Raw genomic sequence first — 16,901 nt, 5'->3', positions numbered from 1 at the left:
TTGATTAATCCAAAAAATCTGCCCAAATCGGGGCATGGTCGCTAGGTTTTTCCATGCCGCGCAAATCATAGCTGACGCCTGCGCCGTTGAGCTTATCCGCCAAATCAGGCGTCATCAAAATATGGTCAATGCGCAGCCCCCGCTTTGGCTCATCGTCAAATCCCTTGCTGCGATAATCAAACCAGCTTAGCGCTTGACCGTCGGCATATAATGCCCGATAAGTATCATGCAAATCTGTCGCAAGCAGGGCTTGGTACCACTCTCGCTCCTCTGGCAAAAACGAGCACGTGCCATTTTTTAGCCAACGTTTGACACTATCCTCGCTAATGCCAATATCAAAATCAAGCGGCGCAATATTCATATCCCCCATCAAAATCATACTGCGATTTTCTGCTTTAAGCTGCAAGATATAGTCAGTTAAATCGGCGTAGAATTTGCGCTTCATCGGAAATTTGGTTTCATGCTTGCGATTTTCACCTTGGGGGAAATAGCCATTAAGCACATCAATATATTTGCCATTAAAATCATAGCGTGCATGGATAAATCGTCGCTGCGCATCGTCGCTATCGGTTGGAAAGCCTTTTTGTACAAAAATAGGTTTTTGTCTCGATAATAGCGCCACGCCATAATGAGATTTTTGCCCAAAAAATTCGACATGATAGCCCAATTGCTGCACGCTTTGTAGCGGAAATGCATCATCATGTACTTTGGTTTCTTGTAGCCCAATGACATCGGGCGCGATGATATCGCGAATGGCTTCAAGCTGGTGTGGGCGCGCCCGCAATCCATTGATATTAAAACTGACAAAACGCGGCATGTGTTTTCCCCAAATTGATAAATGTGGCTTGGTTAAGCGTTAAATGCCGACTATATTAGCGGATATTGACCGCAAGCTCAATTTGAAAGCAAATTGGGTCTGCAGCACTGAGGTTATGCATGATGAACCCGCAAATAGCAGGTGAAGTTTAAAAAAATTTTGGTATAATCAAAAAACCTTGCACTTTAATCACTGCCAACCTTGCAAAATATTTTTTTCAATTTTTTCTGGCGACGTGCTGACCTTAGACTTAAAAAGACAATTATAATGGCTCGAGTTTCTTCTATTACCCGTGTTTTAAAAATCATCGAAGCCGTGTCTGCGGCACAGCGTCCTTTATCTCCGCTGGATTTGTCTGAGATTTTGGATATTCCAAAACCAACCATGCACCGACTGATACAGCAGCTGCAAGAAGAAGGCTTTGTGCGGGTCGATATCAATGGTACGATTGTGCCTGCGTCGCGTACGCGGCATATGGCAATTCATCTTTGGCAAAGCCAGCAAGTGGCGATTCAGCGGTTTGCGATTTTGCAAAGACTGGTGGATAAAATCGGTGAAACCTGTGGCATGGCGGTACCTTATTACGTCAACATGGTATATACCGACCGCGTACCTTGTCCTTCTGCCTTACAAGTGTATATGCCCACTGATTCGCAAGCACCCATTTGGTGTACGGCGGCTGGTAAAATCTACTTAAGTACGCTCACAAAAGATGATAGGGTGACGCTACTAAAAAATTTATCGTTAACCGCTATCACCCCTGCCACGATTACCGATAGGGATGCGCTCAATCAAAGTCTTGAACAGGTAGCTAAGCTGCGCTATGCAATTTCTGATGAAGAATATATCGCCCAAGCGGTCTCAATTGCTGTGGCAATCAACGACACCCAAGGTCGCTACATCGGCTCACTGTACACAACCGCACCCAAAACGCGCAAATCCCTCGAGGACTTGATTGGGTTTGTACCTGATATGCAAAAAGCTGCCGATGATATTCGTGATGCGTTTTTTGGGGAAATTTAAAGGTTATCCTTGAAACTTTTGACAAGGTAAAGTTAAAACGCTCCAAGCGATTTTATTGATAGATTTTATATAACATGGCGGGGCTTAATCATTTGATGGCTCATCAATGGGTAACAAACCCAAATGTTGTAAGCCTTGATAGATACCATCTTCCCACGCAGCTGGGCATACATAGTCAGCCGCCGCTTTCACATCGGGATGGGCATTCCCCATCGCCACGCCAAAGCCGACTGTCTGTAACATTTCGATATCATTCACCCCATCGCCAAATGCCATGGCATCTTCAAAATCCAGCCCCAGTTTATTTAGCGCCTGCGCAATGCCGCGTGCCTTCGAGCCTGTCGCATCTAGAATATCGATACCGTTTTTATGCCAGCGCATGATTTTTAAAGTCGGGGGAAATTCAAAATTTACCTGCGTGTTGTCAGGATGAAATGCCACGACTTGATAAATAGGTATCGATAAATCAATGTCATCATGACGGGCAGTACGGTAAGCTATTTTAAGTGAATTCAAAGCGTCTGACAGCGCATCATCTTCCACTAACGCGATAATTTCCGTATCGGTCATGTAGGCATAGGATAAATTATTTGATTCAACATAATCGGTAATCAGTTTAATTTGCGCAGTGCTCATCGGATAATGCGCTAACAATTCACCTTGGTGGTGACTGCATTGACCGTTGATGGTGACCAGCACATCGATACCCACGGTTTCAATGAGCTCATACACAGCTTTGGGAAACACCGCACGACCTCGACCGGTGGCGATAGCGACCATAATGCCTTGCTGCTTTAATTGTTTGAGTGCCTCAATCGCGGATTGCGGCACCCTTTCTTGCTGCTTGATGTACAACGTGTCATCAATATCAAAAAAGACAATTTTTGGTTTTTTGGGGTGTGCTGTTGGCTTAGACATAATAAAACTGATGCGATAAATTTGGATTGACGCTAATTCTACCCTATTTTTGGGTTAACTTTTAAATTAACGACCAGAAAAAAGCCAGAAAAAAAATCCTAGCTTTTTGCTAAATGCCAAAACTTATTGCAGAACGTTCGCATCATAATGCGCCATAATGCTTGAGAAATCTTTATCCCCATGTTGCTCGCTATGTTTGCTATACAGTGCCGTGGCTTGGTCTGCCATTGGTGTCACCACCTTGGTATCATCGGCTGTTTGTTTGGCAAGGTTCATGTCTTTGAGCATGAGTTTACTCATAAATCCACCTGTATAACCACGGCTTGATGGCATGGCATCACCAACATCGGGGTGCGGATTACACACTTCCAGCGCCCAGTTACGACCGGTGCTGGCTGACAAAATACTGGCTAATACTTTTGGGTCTAATCCGTTTTTGGCGCCCAAATTCATGGCTTCGGCTGTCCCTGTCATAATCACGCCAAGCAGCATGTTATTACAGATTTTGGCGACTTGACCTGCACCGACATCCCCCGCGTGAAAGATATTTTTTCCCATGGCCTCAAGCACGGGTTTGACCTGCTCAAATTGCTCAGCTTGCCCACCTACGATAAAACTGAGTGTCCCTGCTGCTGCCCCTGCCGTACCGCCTGATACGGGCGCATCCATAAAACCAATGCCTTTATCTGCAGCAGCTTCGGCAACTTCACGCGCATCACTCGCTGCGATGGTACTACTATCGACTAGCAAGGTATCTTTACCCACCACATCGAGCAAGCCTTGATTACCGTCTTTACCCAGATACACCTCTTTGACATGTTGACCTGCAGGCAACATGGTGATGACCATATCTACCTCTTTGCTTGCGTCCACGGGTGAAGTCGCCACGCTTGCCCCTTGTTTGGCAAGGTCGTCCAGCACGGCGGTGTTTAGGTCAAATACGGTGAGGGCAAAGCCATTTTTGATGAGATTTTCTGCCATCGGTTTGCCCATGTTACCAAGCCCGATAAAAGCAATTTTTTTAATGGCTGTTTGTTGATTATTTGGCATATACAATCCTTGTATGTTGTGGTGTTTGTAAACTTTAGATAGCAAGTTTGGCTAATTTTGCTGAGAGCGAATCACTACCCAACCAAGCCTCAAAGGGATGTTCGCTGTTGGGGAAAGCCGACGTAAGATGTGACTGGATATAGCGGGCATCGCATTCATCAAGTGTTTTACACCATTTTGGCGATTTGTCTTTATCAATCAGTAAGGCGCGTACGCCCTCACGAAAATCAGGGTAATTGACACAATGTAGCGACGCATTCATCTCCATATATAGCACTTGCTCAAGCGATAATTTGCTGGCATGTTTAAACATCTCAACCGTTAATGCCGCACTGACAGGGCAACCGTGCTGATAAGTCTCGACCGCTTTGGTGAGCCATTTATCCGCTTCGCCGTTGACTTTGCTGAAGTTGTCATCGCGCAACGCTGCATCTATATCATGCACTGAGCCTTTGTTTACTAGTGCTTGGATGGTATTAAAATGCTTCATCAAATGACTGTCTGCTAAATGCTCGGTATGATGAATTTTGGCTAAGGCTTGGCTTGCGATATCATGTAAACTGTAGTCAGCTTGCCAATTGGCTTGTTTTAGCGCGTCAACCACTTTGTCGTATTCGCTACTTGCCACCGCATATTCGGCAAGGCTAGAGAAAATCGCATCGTTGGCGTTGCAGTTCGCCCCTGTCAAGCCCAAAAACAGCCCAATTTTGGCAGGCATACGCGTCAAAAACCACGAACCTGTGGCATCAGGGTATAAGCCGATGGTAATCTCCGGCATGGCAAAACGGGTGGTTTCGGTGACGATACGATGGCTACACATCGCCATCAAGCCCATACCACCGCCCATGACAATACCGTTACCCCACAAGACAATCGGTTTTGGGTAAAAGTGCATTTGCCGGTATAGGCTGTACTCGTTTTCGAAGAATTCAACCCCGTACGGATTTGGCTGCTGCATAGGCACTTGGGGCGGAGTGTCAATCATGCTGTCGTACAGTTTGCGGATATTGCCCCCTGCACAGAACGCCTTGTCGCCACTTCCCTTTAGCAAAATAGCGACGATGTTGTCATCAGTTGCCCATTTGCTGAGCTGATTTGCCATCAGTTTGCACATATCGACGCTTAGCGCGTTTAGAGATTTGGGGTCGTTCAATGTCATCGTGCCGATGTGGTGACCGCAGTGGGTGGCTATGGTTTCAAATATTACAGGTTGTTGATTTTCCTCGCTCATTTTTATTTTCCTATTATAGTCCGATATGTACTAAGCATTTATTTGGGTTATTTTCAACAATTTGACAAAACTCAACTAATTGATAAAGTTGCTTTAAAACAGTGGATTTATCAAAAGTTTGAGTTTGGTTAAAACGGTTTAAATCAAATGTTTGGTTTGCATTTTCAAAAAGTACAATCCAAGCCAAAATTAACTTTTTAAAACTAGTGATTTGATTTGGATAAAGCGTATTCACGCCTTCAAAATCTAATCCTTGATAAACCACGTCTTTATCATCAACACTAAAATTAACCCATTCTAAACTATCGGCTAAATATCTAAGTAATTTATCATCAATATAAGTGTAATGATTTTTTATTAGTAATTTATTTTCCCATTCTTCATTTAATGGGTGCTCATATGCAAAAATTAAATTGGTAATATCGGTTATGAAGAATAGTTGAATTTCACTCATAAATAGTTTTTGTTTATTTCCACTGTGGCGGGCGTTTTTCTAAGAACGCATTGACGCCTTCTTGTTGGTTGTCGCCATCAAATAATTTGATAAATAACTCACGTTCCTTTATCCAGTTAAAACTTGGTGGCTGATAACGTGCCGACATAATCAAGGTTTTACTCGACGCAATCGCATCGGGGGATTGCTTCGCCACTTTTTGAGCCAATTCTAAAGCCGATTCTAACCCTTTGCCACTTTCCACGACTTCTTCCACCAAACCAATTTGCAGCGCCTTATCTGCCTTGATACGCTCACCGCATAAAATCATGCGTTTTGCCCAGCCTTCTCCCACCAGCCACGGTAAGTTTTGCGTACCGCCTGCACATGGCAACAAACCAACAGATAGCTCAGGGAGTGCCATTTGGGCATGACTTTCAGCAATGCGGATATCACACGCTAGGGCACACTCAAGACCGCCACCCATCGCATAGCCGTTGATACAAGCTATCGACACGCCACGAAAATTGGACAAGGCTTCAAATGCTTCGCCAAACGCCATTGCCATCTGCGCGGCTTGACCTTTGTCACCACTGGCAAAGCTGTTCAAGTCCGCCCCTGCCGAAAAAAACTTTTCGCCATCGCCATGCACCACCAAGGCGGTAACTTGCTTGTTGTTATTTAATTCGCTAATGAGCTGCTTTAAACTGGCTAAACTCTCTTTGGTCCAAGTGTGTGCAGGCGGATTGTTTAGGGTTAAAACCGCAATGTGATGGTCGATAGTTAATTTTAAATTGGTGTAATTTGACATGGTAAATTCCTTTTAAAATGTCTTTAAATTCATTGCAATCTTGCCAACGCCCCATCTTCCATCATTTTGCGAGACACAATCATCCGCATCACTTCATTGGTGCCTTCTAGGATTTGATGCACGCGCAAATCGCGCACATGACGCTCTAGCGGATATTCTTGTAGATAGCCATAGCCGCCGTGTAGCTGTAGCGCTTGGTTGGCGATATCAAAACTCAAATCCGTGGCAAGGCGTTTTGCCATCGCACAATACGCCGTGGCATCGGGCGATTTGCTATCCAAATGATACGCCGCCAATCGCACCATCTGCCGAGCCGACACCAAATGGGTGAGCATATCGGCAAGTTTAAACTGCACATTTTGGAATTGGTCAAGGGTTTTGCCAAACTGGCTACGCTCCTGTACATACTGCACGGAACGGTCAAGCGCAGCTTGAGCCGTCCCCACCGCACACGTGGCGATATTGATACGCCCACCGTCCAAGCCTTTCATGGCAAAGGTAAAGCCCTGTCCTTCTTCTCCCAGTAGATTTTCGACAGGGACTTTGACATCGGTAAAATGCACCGCGGCGGTCGGTTGGTTTTTCCAGCCCATTTTATGCTCATTTTTGCCATAGCTAATGCCATCGCTGTTGGCATCGACGATAAAGGCAGACACGCCTTTTGCCCCGTTGTCAGAGGTGCGCGCCATCACCACGAGCACATCGGTCGCCCCTGCCCCAGAGATAAACATTTTTTGCCCGGTAATGTGGTAATAGTCGCCTTGTTTCACTGCTTTGGTCTTTAATGAACCGGCATCTGATCCAGCATTGGGCTCTGTCAAACAGTAGCTACCCAATTTTTCGCCTGCTAATAATTCAGGCAAGTATTTTTCGGCAACCTCGGCTTTGGCAAACTCGCCAATCATCCAAGCGACCATGTTGTGAATGGTCATGAATGCGGCGGTTGACGTATCGCCATACGCCAGTTTTTCAAAAATAATCGCCGCATCAAGGCGCGGCAAGCCCAGTCCGCCAAAATCAGGGTTGGTGTAAAGCCCCATAAAGCCCAGTTCACCTGCGGCTTTGAACACCTCTTTGGGAAAATAGCCTGTGGCATCCCATTCGGCAGCGTTGGGGGCAAGCGATTTGGCGGCAAATTGAGCAGCCAAATCGGCAAAGGCTTGTTGGTCTTCGGTAAGGGAAAAATTCATGGTAAATTCCTTTTTGTGGCTAAATTACATCCATGCCATCAGTCGTTGCCAAGCGTTGCTTTAACTTAATGCAAAATCGCGACGCTTGGCTATATTGGCTATAACGTTTTTAACCTGATAGCCAAATTCAATCAGTCTTAATCACGAAATGTTAATTGTTAACGTCTATTTATTTTAATGAAATGGTGGTATTAACGCCTTTACTGGCTTCATCATCAAACCAACGGGCGGTGACGGTTTTGGTTTGGGTATAAAACTGTACCGCTTGTTTGCCATAAGGACCTAAGTCACCCAACTTACTGGCGCGAGAACCGGTGAATGAGAACATCGGTAATGGCACCGGAATGGGTAAATTAATACCGACTTGACCCACATCAATATCTTGTTGGAATTTATGCGCTGCCGCACCTGATTGGGTAAAGATAGCCGTGCCATTACCATTTGGATTGGCATTGATGATGGCAATCGCTTCATCTAGGCTATCGGCGTACATGATGTCAAGCACCGGTCCAAAGATTTCTTCTTTGTAGCAAGTCATATCGGTGGTGACGTTATCTAAAATAGTCGGTCCGACAAAATTACCGTTCTCAAAGCCTTCTACCTTGATACCACGACCATCTAGCAGGACTTGTGCGCCTTCATCTGCGCCCGCTTGGATTAGACGTTCAACACGCGCTTTGGCCGCTTTTGAAATCACAGGTCCTAAGTCTTTGTCATCTTTACCGGCTGCCACCACCAATTTTTTGGCACGTTCCACGATGTCACCCACCCAGTTTTTGGCTTCACCGACTAGAATCACCACGGATAACGCCATACAACGCTGACCGGCCGCACCAAATGCAGCACCGGCTAGTTGGTTTAGGCATTGCTCTTTGTTGGCATCGGGTAGGATGACTGCATGGTTTTTAGCCCCCATCATACATTGCACACGTTTACCTGCTTGACTGGCACGGTTATAGACGTGTGTGCCGACGGCAGTAGAGCCGACAAATGAGATGGCTTTGATATCTGGGTGATCACAAATGGCATCAACGGTGTCTTTGCCGCCATGCACCACGTTTAATACGCCTTTTGGAATGCCCGCCTCGAGCGCCAGCTCTACCAAGCGCATGGTGACCATCGGGTTTTGTTCTGATGGTTTTAATACGAAGGTGTTACCGGTGGCAATCGCCATTGGGAACATCCAAAGTGGAATCATGGCGGGGAAGTTAAACGGGGTGATACCCGCACAAACGCCAAGTGGTTGCTGGATATTATACATATCAACGCCAGTCGCCACGTTCTCGATAAACGCGCCTTGTTGCAGGTTGCCAATGCCTGAGGCGTGTTCGACGACTTCAAGACCACGGAACACATCGCCTTTGGCATCGGCTAGGGTTTTGCCTTGTTCTTCGGTGAGCATGGCGGCAAGCTCGTCCATGTTGTCACGAATCAGTTGTTGGTATTTTAAGAAAATGCGCGAGCGCGTGTTGATTGGGGTTTTGCGCCAGGTTTTGAACGCCTCTGCAGCCGCCGCGACAGCTTGGTTAATTTCATCGGGGGTAGTTTGGGGTACTTTGGCAATCACTTGTTGGGTGGCTGGGTTGGTCAGGTCAATCCACTCACTAGTGGCTGATTCGACAAATTCGCCGTTGATGAGTTGTTTTACAGTTTGGGTAGTCATCGTAACAATCCTTGTTTTTACCGTGTTGGGTGTATAGCGTTTGATAGCGTTAAACGCGTTGCAAAACAGTGTGAATGAGTTGGGGGGTACTGTCAATAATACTTAATTACTTAAGTAGTTTTTCTGGCGTAGTTTTGCTGGAGTAGTTTTGCTGCGCGGCTGCCATAGGGTTAATGACAATAATCTTTGAGGCTAGCTCACCTTTGCTGCGAGCGCCCAGTTTTTTCATTAAGTTAGCTTTATGTACCTCAATGGTTCGGGGAGATAAACCAAGCGACTTACCAATCTCTTTACAGGTATAGCCATTGACCACAAATTGCGCAATTTGGGCTTCACGTGCAGTGAGCTGGGATTCGGACACTACTTGCGGTTTTTTTTCAAAATGCCAAATTGCCAGTTTGAAGGGGTCATCTGGGGTTAAGGTGCGTCCGTGGGTGGTTGCCCAGAATATTTCCCCTGTTTTGTGACGCATAAAGCGCTCATCGCAGTAATGCCTATTGGTTTGTAATCCCAAACCTGTTAATGCTTCTTTGCCAATTTTTTCAAAATCTTCGACACTGGGAAACAATTTTTGCATCGATTGATTGAGTAGCTCATCGTGCGCATAACCGAACAAATTGGCAAAGGCATCGTTGAGTGCTTTGATACGCCGATAGCTTAATACCACTATCGGCGTGGGCGCGTGCTTAAAAGCCAGTAAGGCATAATTTTCCATCACAATCACCCCTGATTTTTAAGCCCTGACAACTTATTGCCTGAAAGCTTTTTGATAGCCATTAATATTCCGCCATCGCTTGTCTGACCGCCTCCATCGCGGTTGGATCATCCAGCGTACTCATGTCGCCTGTTTCTTTGCCTTCCGCCAGTGCCTTGATAGAGCGGCGTAAGATTTTGCCTGAGCGGGTTTTGGGTAAAGCTTTGGGAAAATAAATAGCCGCAGGTTTAGCCAGGGCGCCCAACTGTCTTGCGACCTCGCCCACGATTTGCTGCTCAATGCGGAAACGGTTTTCGGTTTCTGCTACTAAGTCATGATTTTTTAGGATACAAAAGGCAATGGGTAGCTCACCTTTAAGCTCGTCATGGATGCCAACAACCGCCGATTCGGCGACTTCGGGGTGATGACCGATGGCCTCCTCGATTTCCTTGGTACCCAAACGGTGACCTGCCACATTAATGACATCATCGGTTCGCCCTAGAATATAGTAGTAGCCGTATTCATCCATCACCGCATAGTCTGATGTTGCGTATTGTTTGCCATCGAGTAGTGAAAAATAGCCATTGATAAAACGTTCGTCATTTCGCCAAACGGTAGCCAAACAACCGGGTGGTAAAGGTGCGGCTAACACCAACATGCCTTTTTCATTGGCTTGGCAGGGTTCGCCTGTGGTTTCATTGATGACTTTGGCGTCATATCCAAACATCGGATAGCCGGGTGTGCCTTGTTTGTGTGGCTTGTGGTCGGGATTGTCTGCAAATTTTGGGGCATGACTGAGGATGGGCCAGCCCGACTCAGTTTGCCAATAGTGGTCAATGATTGGCACGCCCATGTGACCTGTTAGCCACTGGGCAGTTGGCTCATCGAGTGGCTCACCTGCCAAGAAGAATGATTTTAGGCTTGAGATATCGTGACGGCTCATCCACATTTCGTCTTGTTTACGTAGCATCCGCACGCCTGTCGGTGCGGTTAACAAAATATTGACTTTATTGGCTTCGACAATTCGCCACCAAATCCCCGGGTTTGGCGTGGTTGGCAAGCCTTCATATATGATACTGGTCATGCCTGTCAGTAACGGGGCATAGATGCTAAACGAGTGACCCACTGCCCAACCGATATCCGATATCGCCCAAAACGTCTCGCCCGCTTTACCGTTATAGACAAAATCCATCGCGGTGGCAAGGGCTACCGCATGACCGCCTGTATCACGCTGTACGCCTTTGGGTGTGCCTGTCGTGCCCGAGGTATATAATAGATACGATGGCGCATTGGACTCTAGCCAAACACAATCGACTTTGGCATTGTTGTCGGCACTTATTGCCCGCTCGGTGGCATAGTCGATGTCTTGTGGCTCTGCTGTATATGGCATGATACCCCTATCAATCACCAGCACCTTGGTGTTGACTTTGGCTTCTTCGACTGCTTTATTGACCAAGTTTTTATAATTAATTAGCTTGCCACCGCGCAGCCCTGCATCGACGGTAATCACCATTTTGGCTTCGGCATCATCCATGCGTACGGCGAGATTGTGCGAGGCAAATCCGCCAAATACCACCGAGTGAATCGCCCCGATACGCACACAAGCGAGCATGGCATATGCCGCTTCCAAAATCATCGGCATATAGATGACAACACGGTCGCCTTTGTCGACGCCATGACGTTTTAGCACATCGGCAAAATAGTTCACTTCTTTGTATAAATCGTTGTAAGTTAAACGGCGTTTGGCATAGTCGGTATACAATTCAACAGGGTTGCCCAGTGCCTTAAAAGCTTTCTGAATATTGGGGTAATTATCAATCATTTCAGCATTGATTTCGGTAGACACCCACACAAAGGCATCTTGCTCTGCCCGGTTTTCAAGATGGCGGTCGACCATGTTGTAACACAAATTGGTTTCCCCACCGACAAACCATTTGGCAAAGGGCAGTTTACTATCATCTAAAATTTGGGTAGGTTGTTGATGCCAATAGATTCGCTTGGCTTGCTCGCCCCAGAAGGCTTGTTTGTCGTTGATGGATTGATTGTATAAGTCGGAGAAATTCATTGGCTGTCCTTAGCTAGAATCTTGATGGATGGTGAAAGTCGCTTGCAGGTTTGGTTTTCAGAGGTTGGCAAAACATTTCATTGCTTGAATTCATTCCTTGAATCCATTTTATAAACTCAAATGATACGTTTTGTATCGTTTTTAAATATAACAAATAGACTCACTACCGTCAAGCCTCGCCAAATTAATTTTAACGCTGTTTATATTTCGAATTTTTAACGATGAGTATTTCTTATGGTGATAATAGTTTGTGCTAACATAATTGTCCTGTTACACTTTTTAGACTAAAGCAAATAAGGGAATAGTTATGAGCCAGACCAACGCCAGCCCAGCTGAAAATGAAAAAAGCCTTTCACCACCTCACGTTTTAGGCCTAGACGCGTTAAACTCGCATCCGTCAAATACGGCACTCGTTGAGCTTATCGACAATGATAAAGACTCTCCTTTGCTAGCGGACACCCAGTTACTTAGCCGCGTGCTGATAACGGTCGTTGAGCAGCAAACCTCAGAACCGGTCAAACAAACCATTAATAAACTGTTAAATGGCGAAGACCCCCAAGAGACTATTCAAGCCATTTTGCCAACGCTCAACCATCAACAGCGCAAGAATCTCATTCGGGCTTGTGGCTTATTTGCGCAAGTGTTTAACATCGCCGAAGACATGCACCATGAGCGCCGCCGCCTTGCCCACGAACAAGATGAATCTGCCTCAAAAAGTAGTTTTGCCCATGTGATTGATGAATTAAAAGCCCAAGGGATTGACAGCGATGAGTTGCAAGCACAGCTTGATGATACCTTTATCAGTGCGGTATTGACCGCGCATCCGACCGAAGTGCAGCGTCAAACTATTTTATCACTGCGCCGTCAAATCCGTGCCTTACTTGAGCAATACCACACCGCGATTGGCTACCAACGTCATCGTATCGAGCAGCAACTAGAAGCCACGTTATTGTCGCAGTGGCAAACCAATGAAACCCGCCATTTTAAAATTACGGTCAAAGATGAAATCGACAATGGCATTGCCTATTTTGATTTAAGTTTTTTTGAAGCCCTGCCAAGTTTGTATCGCAAATTAGATTATCAGCTAAAAGAGCGTTTCCCCGACACTGACATGCCAAACTTACTTAATATCGGTGGTTGGATTGGTGGCGACCGTGACGGTAATCCGTTTGTGTCAGCCGATACCCTTCGCTATGCCTTCAAACGCCAAGCGGCGACGGTGTTTTACTTTTATCGTGACCAACTGGGCGAGCTGTACCAAGAGTTGCCGCTATCTATCCGCCATGTCAACGTGAGTGATGCGGTACTGGCACTCTCCGAGCAATCCAAAGAAGATAATATCTCTAGAGAAGAAGAGCCTTATCGCCGCGCCATCGGGTTTATCTCATCACGTTTAGTCGCTACCTCGCATACATTTGATTTGTCTTACGGTTGTCGCTTTGGACTTAGTGAGCCCTACGCTGATTGTGACGAGTTTTTAGATGATTTGTACGTCGTTTATCAGTCATTGGTGGATAATGGCAGTGAGTTACTGGCTAACGAACGACTCACCGATATCATCCGCGCCGTGGAAGTATTTGGTTTTTATTTGATGCCATTAGACTTGCGCCAGTTTTCAGGGATTCATGCCGAAACGGTTCATGATTTGTTCAAACATGCCGATTTAGAAGATTATCTTTCTTTGTCTGAATCCGCACGTCAACGTGTGCTGCTGCGTGAATTGGCAACTGCGCGTCCTTTATACAACCCCTATATCACTTATGAGCCACAAACCCAGCGTGAGTTAGAAATTTTTCAAGCCGCAGCCGATATCAAAAATCGCTTTGGTGACAAAGCGATTACCCAAAGCATTATCTCCAATGCCGAACAAGTGAGTGATTTGTTGGCATTGGCGTTGTTATTGAAAGAATCAGGGCTATTATTGGTCAAAGATGGCGTACCCGTGAGCCGTATCAATATCGTACCTTTGTTTGAAACCATTGAGGCGCTGCAAAACAGTACCCGCATCATGAGTGAGCTACTGGATAAACCTTGGTACAAATCAGTGCTAGCCAGTCGTGACAATCTGCAAGAAATTATGCTCGGTTATTCAGACAGTAATAAAGATGGTGGTTATGTCACCAGTCAATGGTCGCTATACCAAGCTGAAATTCAGTTAGTGGAAATGGCAGAAAAATATGCCATTCAACTGCGTTTATTCCACGGTCGTGGCGGTAGCGTGGGTCGTGGTGGTGGTCCGTCATTTGAGGCGATTTTGGCACAACCAGAAGGCTCAGTGGATGGTCAAATCCGCATTACCGAGCAGGGGGAAGTTATTACCGCAAAATATGCCGATGCGGGCAACGCAGAACGCAACCTTGAGACGCTGATTGCCGCAACGCTCAAAGCGAGCCTATTGCCAAGCCATAGCGAAAGCCCTGATAGCGACCTAATGAATCAATTATCGCATGAAGCCTTTAATTGCTATCGCGCGCTTATCACTCAGCCGTATTTTATTGATTATTTCTTGCAGACAAGTTTGGTCAAAGAAATTGCCAGTTTAAACATTGGCTCACGTCCTGCTAGCCGCAAGTCTTTGGCGCGTATTCAAGATTTGCGCGCGATTCCTTGGGTATTTTCTTGGATGCAAAATCGCTTGATGCTACCAGCGTGGTATGGCTTTGGCACCGCAGTCGAAAAACTGATTGCAGATAACCCAGACAACTTAGCAAAACTGCAACACAACGCCCAACATAGCGCCTTTATGCAAGCCATGTTATCAAATATGGCACAGGTCATGGCAAAAACCGATATCGAAATCGCCCAAGCCTATGTTGAGCTCGCCAACGATACCACTGAAGCCAACGCTATTTTTGCACTCATTACTGCAGAATATCACCGCAGCCTTAAAGCCCTGCTAACCCTGACCAATAAAGAAACGCTACTGGATGATAACCGTACATTGGCACGCTCACTTGCGCTACGCTTGCCGTATTTAAATGCCTTGAACTGGTTGCAAGTGGCATTATTAAAACAACTTCGCGAAGCGACTGCTGATGAAGCGTCTACTAATGAAAGGTCTACCACTGAAACCACCAATGAAGCGACTAGCGATAATGAAGCGTCTTATACCGCAGCGCTTAACTTGGTTCATTTAACTATCAATGGTATTGCCCAAGGCTTAAGAAATACCGGTTAGTAAGCGTTCAACATAGCCTTAAACTACCTATTAAAAAAAATCGCTGGTTATGTACTGGCGATTGTTTTATTGACGGTTTTTTATTGACGATTGTTTTATTGATGATAATTAACCCAAATAAAGCTTATCAAAATCCAAATGGTGTACCCATTCTCGTAATAGCAATACCTTTGCATAAAACGCTAGGTCATTGGGCATAGCTGGCAAATCTCGCAGTGAGCGATAGCCCGCCAGCACCGCAAAAGCTTTTTCTAGTATCTCAGCGGGAATATAGTCGCCATTGGCATCTTGCTCAAACGCTAGTAAGCTTAAATCCTCTGCCCCTATCACCTTTAATAATTCATCTTTGGGCAATCTAGGTTTTAGCGGTGAAATAGCATCTTCTATGCGCATAATTGCCGTTTCCCAAGCCAATTCGGTGGGTGGCAATGCTTGCAATGTCTGTGCAATTACGTTTAGCGTAAGCCCAATGTCCCATAGGTTATCTTGCAACGTTATACTGATGTGGTCAGCATTTACTGTTAACACTAACATAGCACGCCCTTTTGTCATTTTGATTGATTATAACTGGATTGTGATTAAATGTGCTCGTTTAACTAACGGATTTGATTTTATAAAAAAAACCCTTATCTAATAACCATATAAATAAGGGGATAGCCATGTCAGAAATTCAATTTAATGCCAATTTAAAAAAAGCCGAAAGCGCTGAGCCACTGACTGAGCAGCAATTAGAGGCGCTGGCAAAAAAACGCGCCTATTTGCAAGAGCAGGCTGAAGACATCATTGCGATTGCACAATTACAAGATAATTCTGCGCTTAACTGTTTACACAAAATCAATGTCCTAGGTGGTACCTCAGAAAAAGCTTACAGAGCGGTAAATACCCGTATCGTAACCGACCAAGACCCACATGGCGCTTATCATGCGGTGGCAATGGCACAATCAACTTCGGATTTGCCCTTTGATGTGCCTACCCTCGTAGATATTGTCATTGAGCAAGGTGAGCCATCATTACAACTGCGGTTGTTAAAGCTATTTGATAGTCAGCCGATTGCTGCCGAGCCGATTCCAAAAATTCGTGACAGTATCAATCAATTAGGGGATAAAGCGGTGATTGCACAGCTTAATCAGCATTTGTTAAATCGCCAGTGACACAAAGACAATAAAGGTTAGGAGCTCTCCTAACCTTTTTTATGTCTATCCTGCTGTTACCGCTGTCCTTTTTACATTTGTGCTTTTTGCTTGTACTTCTTTGCTTGTATAAAGGGCTTAGGTATAAATTACGGGCATTTAAACATCATGGTATATTCGTAATCATCATCGCGGGCAAGGGTTTTTTTGCTGCCAAACACGCTGCCAATCATACCTATGGCTTGGTCAGCCGCGCGTCCCATGTTTTCATCCAACACGCCGTTATACTGGTAGCTATCGGTCAACACGATGGGCGACTTTCCGCGGCACTGCTCGGTTGCGATATGTAACGCGTTCAATTTGGCGATATTTTTGCTTTTGCCTAACCCAGTGGTTTCTAGGGTGTTGTTCGCGCGCTGTAGCACGGGTAAATTAGTGGGTGTGCTTTGACAAGCAGATAAGCTCATTGCTACTAATAGCGCGATAGTTGTGATTTTTAATAAAGACGGTTTGAGAGATGATTTCATGATCTGCAGGCTGTCCCTTTTCAATAGCGGTGTTAGGTTTCTCATCATGTTAAAGTTCTCATCAATTATCAACAATACAGGCAAACTTACCATTTCAACAATAGAATTTGGTTGATGGCTTGTATTAGTGTGTGGTAAAAAATGAGCCGCCGCAAGTGGTCTTACAAATCA

General features: G+C 45.5%; 15 protein-coding genes. 3 read left to right on the top strand and 12 right to left on the bottom strand.

What is annotated here, in order from left to right; translation table 11 throughout:
• Positions 1 to 4: 4 nt before the first annotated feature.
• Positions 5 to 817: an exodeoxyribonuclease III gene (xthA, locus tag RT064_RS00870; protein WP_313060287.1), complete on the bottom strand. Its 813-nt coding sequence runs from the start codon at positions 815 to 817 to the stop codon at positions 5 to 7.
• Positions 818 to 1,084: 267 nt separating this feature from the next.
• On the opposite strand from xthA, the gene RT064_RS00865 reads away from it, so the two are divergent.
• Complete coding sequence (locus tag RT064_RS00865) at positions 1,085 to 1,840, top strand: IclR family transcriptional regulator (RefSeq protein WP_062330228.1); 756 nt, start codon at positions 1,085 to 1,087, stop codon at positions 1,838 to 1,840.
• A gap of 84 nt (positions 1,841 to 1,924) precedes the next feature.
• On the opposite strand, the gene RT064_RS00860 is transcribed toward RT064_RS00865, so the two are convergent.
• From RT064_RS00860 to RT064_RS00820, 9 genes are all read right to left on the bottom strand, one after another.
• Complete coding sequence (locus RT064_RS00860; RefSeq protein WP_313060283.1) at positions 1,925 to 2,758, bottom strand: Cof-type HAD-IIB family hydrolase; 834 nt, start codon at positions 2,756 to 2,758, stop codon at positions 1,925 to 1,927.
• A 123-nt stretch (positions 2,759 to 2,881) separates the two neighbouring features.
• Positions 2,882 to 3,808: a 3-hydroxyisobutyrate dehydrogenase gene (gene mmsB / locus RT064_RS00855; protein WP_313060281.1), complete on the bottom strand. Its 927-nt coding sequence runs from the start codon at positions 3,806 to 3,808 to the stop codon at positions 2,882 to 2,884.
• A gap of 34 nt (positions 3,809 to 3,842) precedes the next feature.
• Positions 3,843 to 5,039: an enoyl-CoA hydratase/isomerase family protein gene (locus RT064_RS00850; protein WP_313060277.1), complete on the bottom strand. Its 1,197-nt coding sequence runs from the start codon at positions 5,037 to 5,039 to the stop codon at positions 3,843 to 3,845.
• A gap of 13 nt (positions 5,040 to 5,052) precedes the next feature.
• A complete protein-coding gene (locus RT064_RS00845; protein WP_313060274.1) occupies positions 5,053 to 5,493 on the bottom strand; it encodes a hypothetical protein in 441 nt (146 codons plus the stop codon).
• 13 nt (positions 5,494 to 5,506) lie between these two features.
• Positions 5,507 to 6,283, bottom strand: coding sequence for an enoyl-CoA hydratase (locus RT064_RS00840; protein WP_313060272.1), 777 nt, complete (start codon positions 6,281 to 6,283; stop codon positions 5,507 to 5,509).
• A 29-nt stretch (positions 6,284 to 6,312) separates the two neighbouring features.
• Positions 6,313 to 7,473: an acyl-CoA dehydrogenase family protein gene (locus RT064_RS00835; RefSeq protein WP_313060269.1), complete on the bottom strand. Its 1,161-nt coding sequence runs from the start codon at positions 7,471 to 7,473 to the stop codon at positions 6,313 to 6,315.
• Between the two features lie 169 nt (positions 7,474 to 7,642).
• Positions 7,643 to 9,136, bottom strand: coding sequence for a CoA-acylating methylmalonate-semialdehyde dehydrogenase (locus RT064_RS00830; RefSeq protein ID WP_313060265.1), 1,494 nt, complete (start codon positions 9,134 to 9,136; stop codon positions 7,643 to 7,645).
• A gap of 106 nt (positions 9,137 to 9,242) precedes the next feature.
• Positions 9,243 to 9,851 carry a LuxR C-terminal-related transcriptional regulator gene (locus RT064_RS00825; protein WP_313060263.1) on the bottom strand — a complete coding sequence of 203 codons (609 nt, stop codon included), beginning with the start codon at positions 9,849 to 9,851 and terminating at the stop codon, positions 9,243 to 9,245.
• A gap of 61 nt (positions 9,852 to 9,912) precedes the next feature.
• Positions 9,913 to 11,895 carry a propionate--CoA ligase gene (locus RT064_RS00820; protein WP_313060259.1) on the bottom strand — a complete coding sequence of 661 codons (1,983 nt, stop codon included), beginning with the start codon at positions 11,893 to 11,895 and terminating at the stop codon, positions 9,913 to 9,915.
• A 307-nt stretch (positions 11,896 to 12,202) separates the two neighbouring features.
• Here RT064_RS00820 and ppc point away from each other — a divergent pair, with 307 nt between their 5' ends.
• Positions 12,203 to 15,073, top strand: coding sequence for a phosphoenolpyruvate carboxylase (ppc, locus tag RT064_RS00815; RefSeq protein WP_313060256.1), 2,871 nt, complete (start codon positions 12,203 to 12,205; stop codon positions 15,071 to 15,073).
• A 108-nt stretch (positions 15,074 to 15,181) separates the two neighbouring features.
• Here ppc and RT064_RS00810 read toward each other — a convergent pair whose 3' ends face one another.
• A complete protein-coding gene (locus RT064_RS00810) occupies positions 15,182 to 15,607 on the bottom strand; it encodes a hypothetical protein (protein WP_313060254.1) in 426 nt (141 codons plus the stop codon).
• Between the two features lie 125 nt (positions 15,608 to 15,732).
• Here RT064_RS00810 and RT064_RS00805 point away from each other — a divergent pair, with 125 nt between their 5' ends.
• Positions 15,733 to 16,224, top strand: a complete 492-nt coding sequence (locus RT064_RS00805; protein ID WP_313060252.1) for a hypothetical protein — start codon at positions 15,733 to 15,735, stop codon at positions 16,222 to 16,224.
• A gap of 128 nt (positions 16,225 to 16,352) precedes the next feature.
• Here the strand turns inward: RT064_RS00805 and RT064_RS00800 are convergent, their stop codons facing one another.
• The gene (locus tag RT064_RS00800; protein ID WP_313060249.1) at positions 16,353 to 16,730 is read right to left on the bottom strand and encodes a hypothetical protein; all 378 of its coding nucleotides are present in this window, start codon (positions 16,728 to 16,730) and stop codon (positions 16,353 to 16,355) included.
• Positions 16,731 to 16,901: the final 171 nt, after the last annotated feature.

The sequence above is a fragment of the Moraxella sp. CTOTU49097 genome (genome assembly GCF_032064105.1).
Lineage (GTDB): Bacteria > Pseudomonadota > Gammaproteobacteria > Pseudomonadales > Moraxellaceae > Faucicola > Faucicola osloensis_B.
Note: the sequence above shows the minus strand (reverse complement) of the source record. Positions and strands in the feature narration are given on the sequence as shown.

Bases quoted from the DNA above. Each gene is read 5' to 3' on its own strand.
- xthA (WP_313060287.1), bottom strand. From the start codon at position 817: ATGCCGCGTTTTGTCAGTTTTAATATCAATGGATTGCGGGCGCGCCCA.
- RT064_RS00865 (WP_062330228.1), top strand. From the start codon at position 1,085: ATGGCTCGAGTTTCTTCTATTACCCGTGTTTTAAAAATCATCGAAGCC.
- RT064_RS00860 (WP_313060283.1), bottom strand. From the start codon at position 2,758: ATGTCTAAGCCAACAGCACACCCCAAAAAACCAAAAATTGTCTTTTTT.
- mmsB (WP_313060281.1), bottom strand. From the start codon at position 3,808: ATGCCAAATAATCAACAAACAGCCATTAAAAAAATTGCTTTTATCGGG.
- RT064_RS00850 (WP_313060277.1), bottom strand. From the start codon at position 5,039: ATGAGCGAGGAAAATCAACAACCTGTAATATTTGAAACCATAGCCACC.
- RT064_RS00845 (WP_313060274.1), bottom strand. From the start codon at position 5,493: ATGAGTGAAATTCAACTATTCTTCATAACCGATATTACCAATTTAATT.
- RT064_RS00840 (WP_313060272.1), bottom strand. From the start codon at position 6,283: ATGTCAAATTACACCAATTTAAAATTAACTATCGACCATCACATTGCG.
- RT064_RS00835 (WP_313060269.1), bottom strand. From the start codon at position 7,473: ATGAATTTTTCCCTTACCGAAGACCAACAAGCCTTTGCCGATTTGGCT.
- RT064_RS00830 (WP_313060265.1), bottom strand. From the start codon at position 9,136: ATGACTACCCAAACTGTAAAACAACTCATCAACGGCGAATTTGTCGAA.
- RT064_RS00825 (WP_313060263.1), bottom strand. From the start codon at position 9,851: ATGGAAAATTATGCCTTACTGGCTTTTAAGCACGCGCCCACGCCGATA.
- RT064_RS00820 (WP_313060259.1), bottom strand. From the start codon at position 11,895: ATGAATTTCTCCGACTTATACAATCAATCCATCAACGACAAACAAGCC.
- ppc (WP_313060256.1), top strand. From the start codon at position 12,203: ATGAGCCAGACCAACGCCAGCCCAGCTGAAAATGAAAAAAGCCTTTCA.
- RT064_RS00810 (WP_313060254.1), bottom strand. From the start codon at position 15,607: ATGTTAGTGTTAACAGTAAATGCTGACCACATCAGTATAACGTTGCAA.
- RT064_RS00805 (WP_313060252.1), top strand. From the start codon at position 15,733: ATGTCAGAAATTCAATTTAATGCCAATTTAAAAAAAGCCGAAAGCGCT.
- RT064_RS00800 (WP_313060249.1), bottom strand. From the start codon at position 16,730: ATGAAATCATCTCTCAAACCGTCTTTATTAAAAATCACAACTATCGCG.